The sequence below is a fragment of the Halopseudomonas sp. genome, assembly GCF_041579695.1.
Taxonomy (GTDB): Bacteria; Pseudomonadota; Gammaproteobacteria; order Pseudomonadales; family Pseudomonadaceae; genus Halopseudomonas.
This window is the reverse complement of sequence record NZ_JBFGFI010000018.1, coordinates 36,105-48,210: the sequence shown is the minus strand read 5'-3', so window position 1 is coordinate 48,210 and position 12,106 is coordinate 36,105. Positions and strand designations below refer to the sequence as shown.

At 58.0% G+C, this 12,106-nt stretch carries 10 protein-coding genes; 1 reads left to right on the top strand and 9 read right to left on the bottom strand.

Going from position 1 to position 12,106, the window contains the following annotated elements; all coding sequences use genetic code 11:
- From ABYA88_RS06140 to ABYA88_RS06125, 4 genes are all read right to left on the bottom strand, one after another.
- A partial coding sequence (locus ABYA88_RS06140) for a methyl-accepting chemotaxis protein (RefSeq protein WP_373186085.1) occupies positions 1-1,583 on the bottom strand: 1,583 nt, incomplete at its 3' end.
- Between the two features lie 313 nt (positions 1,584-1,896).
- Positions 1,897-2,175, bottom strand: coding sequence for a hypothetical protein (locus ABYA88_RS06135; RefSeq protein WP_373186084.1), 279 nt, complete (start codon positions 2,173-2,175; stop codon positions 1,897-1,899).
- 207 nt (positions 2,176-2,382) lie between these two features.
- Positions 2,383-3,309 carry an AEC family transporter gene (locus ABYA88_RS06130; RefSeq protein ID WP_373186083.1) on the bottom strand — a complete coding sequence of 309 codons (927 nt, stop codon included), beginning with the start codon at positions 3,307-3,309 and terminating at the stop codon, positions 2,383-2,385.
- 78 nt (positions 3,310-3,387) lie between these two features.
- Positions 3,388-4,041 (bottom strand): thiopurine S-methyltransferase, encoded by a 654-nt coding sequence (locus ABYA88_RS06125; protein ID WP_373186082.1) that lies wholly within the window; start codon positions 4,039-4,041, stop codon positions 3,388-3,390.
- Between the two features lie 114 nt (positions 4,042-4,155).
- On the opposite strand from ABYA88_RS06125, the gene ABYA88_RS06120 reads away from it, so the two are divergent.
- The gene (locus tag ABYA88_RS06120) at positions 4,156-5,901 is read left to right on the top strand and encodes a potassium/proton antiporter (RefSeq protein ID WP_373186081.1); all 1,746 of its coding nucleotides are present in this window, start codon (positions 4,156-4,158) and stop codon (positions 5,899-5,901) included.
- Between the two features lie 7 nt (positions 5,902-5,908).
- Here ABYA88_RS06120 and flgL read toward each other — a convergent pair whose 3' ends face one another.
- The 5 genes from flgL to flgH are packed head-to-tail and all read right to left on the bottom strand — an operon-like array spanning position 5,909 to position 12,071.
- Entirely contained in the window at positions 5,909-7,153 is a 1,245-nt protein-coding gene (gene flgL / locus ABYA88_RS06115) for a flagellar hook-associated protein FlgL (protein ID WP_373186080.1), read from the bottom strand.
- A gap of 13 nt (positions 7,154-7,166) precedes the next feature.
- On the bottom strand, positions 7,167-9,167 hold the full coding sequence (gene flgK / locus ABYA88_RS06110) for a flagellar hook-associated protein FlgK (protein WP_373186079.1): 2,001 nt from the start codon (positions 9,165-9,167) through the stop codon (positions 7,167-7,169).
- 2 nt (positions 9,168-9,169) lie between these two features.
- Positions 9,170-10,324 carry a flagellar assembly peptidoglycan hydrolase FlgJ gene (flgJ, locus tag ABYA88_RS06105; RefSeq protein ID WP_373186078.1) on the bottom strand — a complete coding sequence of 385 codons (1,155 nt, stop codon included), beginning with the start codon at positions 10,322-10,324 and terminating at the stop codon, positions 9,170-9,172.
- Between the two features lie 14 nt (positions 10,325-10,338).
- Entirely contained in the window at positions 10,339-11,439 is a 1,101-nt protein-coding gene (locus ABYA88_RS06100; RefSeq protein ID WP_373186077.1) for a flagellar basal body P-ring protein FlgI, read from the bottom strand.
- An 11-nt stretch (positions 11,440-11,450) separates the two neighbouring features.
- A complete protein-coding gene (flgH, locus tag ABYA88_RS06095) occupies positions 11,451-12,071 on the bottom strand; it encodes a flagellar basal body L-ring protein FlgH (RefSeq protein ID WP_373186086.1) in 621 nt (206 codons plus the stop codon).
- Positions 12,072-12,106 lie beyond the last annotated feature (35 nt).

Sequence of the window (12,106 nt, the reverse complement as noted above, 5' to 3'; positions counted from 1 at the left end):
GCCTGGCGGCTTTCACCCGAGTTCTGCGCTGCCTGATCGGAAAGGTCCCGAATGCCGCTGATATTGCGCGCAATTTCCTCCGTCGTCTGGGTCTGCTCTTCGCAAGCAGAGGCAATCTGCGCCGCCATGTCGTTGATGCGTACAACCGACTGCGCGGTATCGCTAAGCGACTTCTCGGCACCCTCGGCCTGATCGACGCTCTCGGCGGCCAATGCGGCACCCCTCTGCATTACGGTTACAGCCTGGGCGCTACCGGTTTGCAGGCTCTGGATCATTTCCTGAATATCCCTCGTTGAGTCCTGGGTGCGTGCCGCCAGTGTCCGAACCTCATCCGCCACCACGGCGAACCCACGACCCTGCTCACCGGCCCGGGCGGCTTCGATAGCGGCATTGAGCGCCAGCAGATTGGTCTGCTCGGCGATAGCCTGAATCACGCTGAGGACACCGCCGATCTTGTCGCTGTCCTGCTCCAGGCGGTTGATCACACCTGCGGCTTCTGCCACATCCTTGGCCAGGCGACGCAGGGCGTCCATGGTCTGACCGACCACTTGGGCGGTCGCCTGACCCTGCTGATCGGCCTGACTGGCGGCGGCGGCAGTACTGTGCGCATTGTCGGCGACCTCGTGAATGGCTGCGGTCATCTCGGTCGCCGCAGTACTGACCTGATCGATAGCCAGATGCTGGTCGCTGACCAGCTGATCCTGATTCGCTGCGATCGCACTCATCTGTTCGGATGCAGAAGCGACCAGCAAGGTTGATTCGGCCACTTCGCGAATAAGTAGCTGCAGTTGATCGAGAAACGAGTTGAAGCTCTCCCCCAGCTGGCCCACTTCATCAGCCGAGGCAACCTCGACTCGCTTGGTCAGGTCGCCACCGCCACCTGCGATATCACGTATCCTGGCCAGAATGCCCTGGATCGGACGGACGATAAGCGTAGGCAGAACTACGATGGTCAACAGGCACACGATCAATCCGAGCACTACCACCAGCGCAAGAAAGCCTTCATTGGCAGCAGTCACACGCTCGGCCTCCTGCAACTCGGCGGCAGCGTTGGCATCGACGAGCTGGGTCATCTGATCAATCAGGTCGCGCGCGCGGCCGAATAAGGCGGCGGACTCGCCGAAGCTGAGTTGATTGGCCTCTCCCTTGTCCTGAAACGCTTCGCTCTGAGCCAGCCTGACCACTTCCAGCGTGGCGCGCTTCCAATCTTCAAAGACCTGGGCAAACTCGCTCCCCAAAGCCTGATTTTCGGCAGATACAGCCAGTGACGAGGATATTCTTACCCTGTCCGCCGCCTGCTGCAGATTGCCCGCATGTTCCGCCGCCAGGGCCGCACGCTCGCTGCGCGGTACCCCCTGGACCAGAGCGCGCTCGGCCAGCAATGCCTGATACATGTCCCGGTCCGCCTCGAGCAAATTGGTCGCTTGCGGTAGCAGGCCCGAGGAGAAACGCTCCATCCTCGAGGACAGTTCATTCATGCCGATATGGGCCACTGCGCCCAACAGACAGAAAAAGCCGGCAAGCACCAGCATGGGCAGGGTCAGTTTCCAGCGAAAGCCCATATTACGTAACGATGCGATCATTTAAGTCTCCTCGTGCCGTTTGCGGGCTGTGACAACCCGCAACGAGCAATTGGCATTCAGAAAAAAGAGCTTTCTGACATATTAACCGTCATATCGGCCACCGACCGCGCAACATTAGAAAAGTCTGCAACAAACCGTCCCGGAACGACCAACGGCCATACCGGTGAGAAGACATAAAAGGAGAGAAAAGAAGAAATCGTGCAATCTGCAAACCTGCGGGTGCGGGTGCGGGTGCGGGTGCGGGTGCGGTGTAATTATCCTGAGTGATCGTCGGCTAATACCGAGAATGCGGCTCAAAGCGCCAGCGCGGCGCCTAGAAAACCCAACTGCGCTGATGGCGTGCGCGCTCCAGAGCCACGACGACGGAATCGGTCTGTCCGACCTGCTCGAGTCTGCGGGCACCGGGCATATTCATCGGTTTCGCTGCTGCCTGAGCAGTAGCGTTGTTGTCTATCCAGCTCTGGATTTCGGTGGCCTGGCGATGCTGACTGGTGGGGTTCTGAATTTCCGTATCGCCCGAGGAGAGCAGGAATGCCCCGCCCAGTAAAAGTCCTTGAATACTGACAAAAAAAGCAACATCTCGAGCTTTCATTCTGAACTCCCTCACGGTGGCAATAAGCGTTATTGCAGCAGACGGGGCATCGCCTATATGGGGGATACTGCAGGGGACGTGCCAGTATTGATTGTATTTTTTATTGTTTTAAATCATAAACTTAAAAATCATCCAATTTTTCTGACATTGCATTTTGCATGACGAGACCTTTTTCCCTCAGGCAGTTTGCATGCAGGCAAAATGCAGTCAGCGCCCGACAATCACGAGAGATACCATCAACGGAATATAGATCAGCGCAAAGACTGTGCTGAGCAGCGTAGTGCCCGCGGCCTGTTGCGGCTCGGTATCCAGCAGCGTTGCTATAACCACCGTGTTGGCAGCAATCGGTGTTATGGATATAAGAAATATCGCCTGGTATACCGCAAGGTTGTAGATATGCAGCCATTGGCTGTCGAGCCACCAGAATGCGAGTGCCAGAAGCGGCCAGGATACAAACTTGCCAAAGAATGCCAGAGCGGTAAAACGCAGATCACCGGCCAGACCACGAAAACTCAGGATGCTCATGCCGATAATCATCATGCCGAGAATGCTGTAGGCGCCGCGCAGGTTATCAAACAGCGGAATCAGCACCGAGGGGATATCGATTCCCGAGAGGTTAAGGACCACGGCAAGGCAGAACGCGTAGATCGAGGGCAGTCTCGCCACCTTCAGCAGGCAATCGCGAACTCCGAACCGCCCACGTGCAGCAAGATAAAAACCCACCGAATTCTCATACAGGGTTGTGCCGAGCAGACAGACAATATAAATACTCAACCCCTGCTCGCCGAACAACAAAAGCGCTACCGGGATGCCGAAATAGCCGGTATTACCCGTTCCTACCGAGAGCGGAATAATGTTGGCGCTGGCGTTGTTCAGCCATCCACGAGCTATCGCCAGATGCGCCAGACCGACAACGGAGCAAAAGCTGAATACCACAAAGGGGAGCAGGATGACGCTGGCCGAGAGCGGTGCATTCATTACGCCGGAGAACACGACTGAAGGCGTGACGATGTACAACATCATCCCAGCGATATGGCTTCCACTGGCCTGCAGGAATCGTCCGGCAATCCACCCAAGCCCGACGGTGATGTAGAGCGGCAGGAGTTTGAACAACAAGGCAAGGGCGGCCGTCATGGCTACTCCGGGTGGGGAACAGACCGGATATTAGCAGTGTTGCGCAGCCCCGGCCTACTGGTGGAACAGTCGCTGGGTTCAGCAATCGCTGATCAGATACACCCTTTCAGCCAGACTGGTCATACCCTGATCACGGAACACCGGATGGTCACCGAGCACATCACTCTGGTGTAATACCGATATCGCGGAGCCCGCAAACAGCTCTCTGACTTCGGCGTCCGGGACACTGAAAGGCGGACCAGCGCGGTCGGACTGCGGGTAATCGAGTGTGATCAGCAAGAGCCGCCAACCACCAGGCAGATTTTCGCGCAAATGTGCCACATAGCGCTTACGCATGGGTGGCGGCAACGCGATAAGCGCTGCCCGGTCGTATATCACACTGGTGTCCCGCAAGTGCTCAGACGTCAGCGCAAAAAAGTCGCCGCACAAAAGCGTCAATGAACCACATTCGGCAACCGCAAAACTGTCATCACTGTGCCACTGACATTCCAGCGCATGCTCGTCAATGAAGTCTTCCAGCGCGAGCCGCGACAACTCCACGCCAAGTACCGGGTAACCCTGCTCGCTTAGCCAGAGCATATCCAGACTCTTGCCGCAAAGCGGAACGAACACGGTAGTCCCGGCTTGCGCATTCAGCTCGGGCCACCAGCGCTGCAACAAGGGATTGACCCGCGACTTGTGAAAACCGGTCTGACCCAGTTGCCAGCGTTCACGCCAGAAATCCGCATCCATCATCATCCCCTTCAGTCGCAATCAACTGACAATTAGGCATTTTTTCTCCAACGCCGCAGAACCAGCCTATATAGTAGAACTCGATACGATACCTCAACAAGGCTGCCCTGCGGCATGGATTACATCAACACGCTTTTTCTTATCGGCGCGCTGCTGTTGTGCGCCAGCATTCTCGCCAGCTCGTTGTCTTCGCGGCTGGGAATACCCCTGCTGCTGATATTCCTGATCATCGGGATGCTCGCCGGCGAGGATGGATTCGGCGGCATCGCTTTCGACAACACCGATACCGCATTCATGATTGGCAGTCTGGCTCTGGCAATTATCCTGCTCGATGGGGGCATGCGTACGCGTGTAGAGAATTTCCGCGTCGGCCTCTGGCCGGCGGTGTCGCTGGCAAGTATCGGTGTCATCGTGTGCGCCAGCCTGACCGGCGTACTCACCGCCTGGTTGCTCGAACTGCACTGGCTACAGGGGTTGCTGCTCGGTGCAATTGTCGGCTCAACCGATGCCGCGGCCGTGTTTTCGCTGCTCCAGGGCAAGGGGCTCAACCTGAAACAGCGGGTAGGCGCGACACTGGAGATCGAATCCGGGTCGAACGATCCCATGGCGATCTTTCTCACCATCACACTGGTGGAAATGCTCGCTTCCGGCCAGGAAAGTTTCAGCTGGCATTTCCTCATTGCTTTCGTCCAGCAATTCGGCATTGGCGGCTTGTGCGGGCTGGCAGGCGGTGTTTTGCTTGCAAGCCTGGTCAACCGGGTAAAGCTGGCGACCGGTCTTTACCCGTTGCTGATCACCAGTGGCGCGATCCTGGTGTTCGCCTTCGCCAACAGTATCGGTGGTAGCGGGTTTCTGGCCATTTATCTGACCGGGGTAGTGCTGGGCAATCGCCGCGTACACAACCTGCAGAATATTCTGCATGTGCAGGACGGTATGGCCTGGCTGAGCCAGATCGGCATGTTCCTGATGCTCGGGTTGCTGGTCACGCCCAGCGAGATGATGCCGATCGCCGGACCGGCGATCCTGATTGCACTTTTCCTGATTTTCATTGCCCGGCCGCTGGCAGTGTTGATATGCCTGGCACCCTTCGTCTTTTCCTGGCGTGAGCGGCTGTTCATTTCCTGGGTGGGCCTGCGCGGCGCGGTACCGATCATATTGGCGATCTTTCCCCTGCTTGCAGGCCTGGAGCAGGCCCAGCTGCTGTTCAATGTCGCATTCGTCGTCGTGCTGGTATCGCTCCTGCTACAAGGCTCCAGCCTGCCGCTGGCTGCCCGTCTGTGCAAGGTAGAGATCCCGCCGCAGCCCGAGCCGCTGCAACGCACCAGTCTGGATGTGGCAGTGGATGGCGAATACGAGGTGATGATCTATCAGCTGGAGCATGCCAACTGGTGTGTCGGTGTGAGCCTGCGGGAACTGGCGATGCCGGACAACTCACGCATTGCGGCGGTATTTCGTGGCAGCGAACTGCTGCATCCACGCGGCAGTACTACCCTGGCGCTGAATGATGTGCTGTGCATCATAGGCAGACCCCGGGACCTGCCGGCCCTGTCGAAGCTGTTCAGCAAGCCCCATGCAGCAAGTTATCTGGAAAATCGCCGATTCTTCGGCGACTTTATTCTAGAGGGCGATGCCGAACTAGGTGCGGTAGGCCGTTTCTACGGATTCGGTGTGCCTGAGGAGCTTCGCGAGCTTACCCTTGCGGCCTTTCTCGGCAAGCGCTTCGGCGGCCATCCGGTGGTCGGTGACAAGCTCGAATGGGAGGGCCATACCTGGGTGGTCGCTGCGGTAGACAATGACACCATTCTGAAGGTGGGCCTGAAGCTTGGCGGCGGCAAGCCGCGTCTGCCCCTGGGTTTTTAGGGTCCGTTTATCGCAGGAAGTTGAACAGACTCAGACCACTTATCTTTACGTAGCTTTGCTGCGCCGCCTGCAAGACCACCGACTCCAGGCTCAGGCGACTTAGCGCCTCAGCATAATCGAGCTCGGAGAGCTCCGCCTGCACCTTGGTATTGATCAGCGACACCTCGGCATTCTCGTTACCGGTGGATTCGATGACATTGAGCCGTGCACCGATGCTGGTCTGCACGCTAAGCACGCTGTTCATCCCGTTATCGATATTTTCCAGACTGATAGCCAGCTTGTCGCGGCGTACCAGCTTGTCTTCCGGCGAAGACCCAGTGTTCTCCAGCGTCTCGCGTAAGAAGGCAATATTCTGAAGAATACTGCGCTTTTCACCGGTATCGGCGGTATCACCGCGCTTGATGGTGAATGTCTCACTGCCCGCCAGAGCACCGTCGATATCAACAACTACACCGGCAAAGCGTATCTGCAGATTGTTGTCCTCATTCGGCTCGATCGGTTGGTTGTTAACCAATACATTAGCCGGATTCGCAGTTTCAAAAATCTGATAGCTATTGCCGTCCGCAGCTACCTGAATCGTGACATTTTCGAGAGGATAGAAAGCGGTGTCATAGGCTTGCTTGTCCTCGACTACCCCCAGTGAAATTCGCGCACCACCACTAGTCGTCTCGGTAACCACACGATTGACGTTAGGCACATCAACGAATAGCTTCTTGCCGTTATCGTTGATTGCCAGCTGCTTGGAGCCGGCAATCTGAATCGAGCGCTGGCCCTGGTCACCTTCGTAACTATAGGTTCCGTCAGGCGCGCGAACGAAGGGCGGCGTCTGGCTCTGGAATCCGCCAAACAGATATTCACCGCGGGCGTTGCGGCTATTAAACAAACCGAACAGTTCTTCCTCACGCTCGTTCAGCTCCTGGGCCAGCGCCTGCCGGTCAGAAGCATCCAGCGCACCATTGCCCGCCTGCAGGGTGATCTCGCGTACCCGCTGAAGGATATTGGTCACCGAATTGAGCGTCGCTTCCTCCTGATTCAGGCTGTTGGTCGCGGCGCTCATGTTGGACTTGAACTGCTCCAGGCGTCCGGCTTCCTGGTCGAGCTGCAGCAGCCGCACCGTTGCGACCGGGTCATCGGCGGGCGACAGCAGACGCTTGCCGGAGCTGACCTGCTCCTGGGTGCGAGTTACCTTGGCGTAGTTGTCCTGGATACCCTGATTGCCATTATTGAATGCCTGTATCGTCGAAATACGCATTGCCTGTCACCTGTCAGCGGATGCTGTTTATCAGTGTATCGAACAAAGATCGTGCAACCTGTAGTACCTGTGCAGAAGCATTGTAATACTGTTCGAACTTGATCAGGTTCGCCGCTTCCTCATCCAGATTGACCGCCGATACCGAATCGCGATTATTGGTCGCCTGCTTGAGTACGGCCTGACTGGAATCACTGTCCGAACGCGCCTGAGCGGTAAAGGTCGCCACTCGTTGAACCAGATCGCCGTAGCCGTCAACAAAAGAGAAACCGGCACGGCCGTCGGCCTGACCAAGCACCGCCTTCGTCTGCAGTTCTGACAGCGCCAGCGCATTACGGTTATCCGACTTGCCCAAGTTGAACCTGATATCAAAGGTATCGTCCTGAAGCGGTGTGCCCGTCATCTTCATACTGAATTGGTAATCGCCAACTGACCACTCCAGAGTATTGGTCTGCCCAGGCGTGATCGCGATAGTAGCTGGTGTAACGGTACTCGCGGCGTTGCTGAGCTCCAGCTCGCCGCTGACCCCGTTGTACTTCATCACTATCGGCAGGAAGCCTTGCATATCAGAGGGATTAATCGGTTGCGGCCCATCTACCAGCGTCGGCTGGGTGATCTTGGCTGTCCCACGGTTATTCAGACTGGTGTCAGCATTCGCAGGCGCTGCGAAACCCAGCTCCTCGGGCTGTTGCATCACCGACTCCATGCCGCCGGCCCCATAGCGTGTTGGGGTAATAAGAAAGCGGTCTCCCGCGGCAACGCTGCCAGCGGCCGGCAGGGTAATGGCAAAGCCGTCCACCGTAGTCGCAGGCTCGGCCCCTACGGGTGGCAGTGGATTGGTATCAAGCGTGAGCGGACCGGTGACTTGGTTATCGCTCACCCGCCGAATGCTGTACTGGGTAGCACTGCTGAAAAGCACCTCATAGTCGGAGGTACTAAGCTCGGAAGTATCGGTAATGAATACATTCAGTTTTGTATTCGGGTCACTGTTTGTCGGCCGCGCCTGGCTGCGCAGATCCAGTTGGTCCGGACTGTTGATGTCCTTGAACAACTGGCCACCGGCCTGGCCATTAATGTCCAGGCCCTGTCCCAGCTGGCTATTGATCTCATCGGCAATCGACAAAGACAGACGACCTACCGAGTTCAGCGCCTGATCGAGCACATCCTCACGGTAGCGAATCAGACCGCCAAGCTGACCGCCACTAATCAGGCTGGTAATGCCCTGGGCGGAGCCACCACTGACCAGTTGCACCTCCGCACGTGACGGATCGGCTGTGCCGCGCACCACCTGCAGGCTGGACGCTTCCTTGCCAACTACCAGCGGCTGTCCTGAACCAACAAACAAATTGATGATGTTGTTATCCTGTGGGACGACAGTCACCCCAATCAGCTCGCTGAGCTGGCGCACAGCCTCCTCCCGGGCATCCAGGAGATCGTTGGGCTCCGAACCGTTGGCCACCGCGCGGCTGATAGAATCGTTGAACTTCGCAACCGACTCAGCCAGTCGGCTCACCTGGCTGGTCAGGGTGCCCATCTGTTGACCGATGAATTCGGTCTGAGTCGACAGCCGCGTCTGCACTGTATTGAAACGCGACGCCAGACCCTCTGACTCGGAGAGAAACAACTGGCGGGCCGGCAGACTGGCGGGGTCTTCAACCGAGGTCTGCAGCGCGTCGAAGAAGTTCTGCAGGCCGGGGGTGATGCCGGTTGCGGTGCCCGAAAGCAGGGTATTGAGCTCCTCCATCTGCGTCTGGAAGGCCTTGGTCTCAGAATTGATCGCGGTACTGCTGCGGACCTGATTGGTAAGAAATTCGTTATAAACGCGCTGTACATCGACGATATTCGTGCCATTGCCAATATAACCGGCGCCACTGAAACTAGGGTCCCGGGCAGCCTGCACGGCGGTCTGACGGCTATAACCGGGCGTGTTGACGTTGGTTATATTCTGCCCGGTGACCGCCAGATTGGTCTGGCTGGCCTTGAGTCCGCTGAGTCCAATGCCGAAGAGATCTGCCATGCTTATGCCCTGCCCGCGCTGGAGCTGTCGCCGGTCTGGGCAACCTGGCTAGCCTGCGAGGTACCGGCGTCGCTCAACAACTGACGGGCGATTTGCGAAACCTTACGGGCGTACTGGGGATCTGTAGCGTAACCAGCCTGCTGCAATTCACGGAAGAAGGTGTCCGGGTTCTCGGTGCGGGCCAGTGCTTGCTTGTAGCGGCCGTTGCCCTCGAGGAAATTTACGTAGTCGTCAAAGCTCTGCTCGAAGGATGCGTAACTGCGAAAGTTGGCGCGCTCCTGGCCCTTAACGCCATTGCGATATTCATGGGTTGTCACATTAGCAGACTCGCCCTGCCAGCCCCCATGGGCCTTGATGCCGAACAGATTATGGCTGTTGCTGCCGTCAGGCTGCTTGATGATCGATTTGCCCCAGCCGGTTTCCAGTGCAGCCTGAGCCACCAGATAATGTGGATCAACGCCCAGACGCGCTGCGGCCTTCTCTGCCATCGGCAGCATTGCCTGGACAAATTCGCTGGAATCGGCAAAACGCGACGGCCCGGCACTGGAAACGCGAGCGCCCTGTGCAATCGCATCAGCGGTAGTTGGCTGGCTGCGTGCCACGCCCTGCATAGCGCGCAGCGGCTGCCATGCCTGGGCAGGTTCGGCCTGCACCGGCGCAGACGCGGGCGTTGGTACATTAGCGGCCAGAGCCATTTGCGCGGCGCCATGCCCCAGGGAGAAGCCCAGACGACGCTTGGCCAGCAGCGCCGAGTGATCCGGTACGCCGCCGGTCATGTTGCCTTTCGACGACTCTACCGGCAGATCGGTTTTCAGCACTGGACGCTCAAGCGAGGTATTTGAGGCAGCAGGCGTCTTCTCCGGTGACAATTGCCGCATCATTACGTCGGCCAGGCCAAGCCCCTGTTTCTCGGACAGATGCACCGACATCTGATTGTCATACATGTCCTGGTAGAAGCGGGTCTGCGGCGTATTCAGCGGATTGCCTTCGGCGAAGGCCTGATTCGCATCACGCATGCTCTTGACCATCATGTTCATGAACAAGGATTCGAACTGCTCGGCGACGCGCTCCATGTTCTCCGGGCTGTTGGCCTTGGAGCCGGCTTTCAACTCACTCATGGAGTTGAGATCGGTGTAGCTGATGCCATTCGGGCTCATGGTCGCGTCCTCGCTCAGATGATCACAAGCTCGGCGTTCAATGCGCCGGCCTGTCTCAGGGCTTCAAGAATGGCCATCAGGTCGCCGGGAGCGGCTCCCACCTGATTGACCGCACGCACTATTTCGTCCAGCGACACACCCGGATTGAACACGAACATGCGGCTATCGCCCTCTTCAATATTGATCTGCGAGCTGGGCGTCACCACTGTCTGGCCGTCGGTAAAGGGTGCGTCAGGCTGGCTGACCTGGAAATTCTCGCTGATGGTCACGGTCAGGCCGCCGTGGGTTACCGCGGCGGGCTGCACTCTCACATCCTGACCAATCACGATGGTGCCGGTGCGCGAGTTGATCACGATCTTCGCAGCGGCATTGCCCTGATTCACTTCAAGATTCTCGACCATCGACATGTAGTCAACCCGCTGGTTGGGGTCGATCGGTGCACGCACGGTGATCGAGCCGGCATCCTGGGCCTGGGCTACACCTTCACCAAAGGTGTCGTTGATCCGGTCGACCACCCGCTTGGCGGTGGTGAAGTCCGGCCGATTGAGGTTGAATACCAGGTGATCGCCACTGGCAAAGGGGCTGGTGACCGCGCGTTCGACAGTAGCGCCGCCAGGGATCCTGCCCACACTCGGCACATTAACGGTAATACGCGAGCCATCGGCACCCTCGGCGCCGAAACCGCCCACCACCAGATTGCCCTGGGCAATCGCATACACCTGCCCGTCAATGCCTTTGAGGGGTGTCATCAGCAGACTACCGCCGCGCAGACTCTTGGCGTTACCGATAGAGGAAACGGTGATGTCGATCGTCTGGCCAGGACGGGAAAACGCCGGCAATTCGGCATGGATGGCCACTGCTGCGACGTTCTTGGTCTGGATACGCGTTCCCGGCGGCACGGTAATGCCAAATTCGGTCAGCATGTTGTTAAAGGTCTGCACCGTGAACGGCGTCTGGCTGGTCTGATCACCAGAGCCGACCAGACCCACCACCAGACCGTAACCGATCAACTGGTTGCTCCGCACACCGGCAACACTGGCGATATCCTTCAACCGCTCGGCATGGGCCATCGGCGCAGCAAGCATTACACACAGGCACAGCAGCAGGCTACGCATGCTCATTACTCCTAGAAGGGCCACATCGGACTGAGGAAGAACTGGCTGAGCCAGCCAGGCTTGCTTGCGTTGGCAAAGGCGCCGGTACCCGAGTAGGCAATCCGCGCGTCAGCAATCCGCGTGGAGGGCACGGTATTATCCGGGCCGATATCGTCACTGCGCACCAGGCCGGAGATACGGATCAACTCATCGCCGTTATTCAGGGTGATCCATTTCTCGCCGCGCACGCGCATCACGCCATTGGGCAGTACCTCGAATATGGTCGCCGTGATCGAGCCGTTCAGACTGTTGGTCTGGTTGGCTTCGGAATCACCGGCAAAAGTGCGATTGCCGGAAATGTCGACTCCCAGATTCAATCCCTTGGCACCGACCACATTGCCCAGCAGAGTGGGGTTGGCAATCTGCGTTGAGCTGTCCTTGCTGATCTCGTTGTCTGCACTCTTGCGCGCGGCCGTCCGCTCCTGCAGCGTAATCGTGATGATGTCGCCGACACGATTGGCCTTGCGGTCGTCATACAGCGTGGTCTCGAAACCCGACTGGTAGATGGCGCCGTTATTGCGTTCCTGGGGTACCGGTGTGCGCGGCATGATCGGCGCATACGACGGGTCATTGGGCGCCGGCGGCATCTGCATGCAGGCCGTCAGGGTAGCCAGGAGAAAAAGAACCA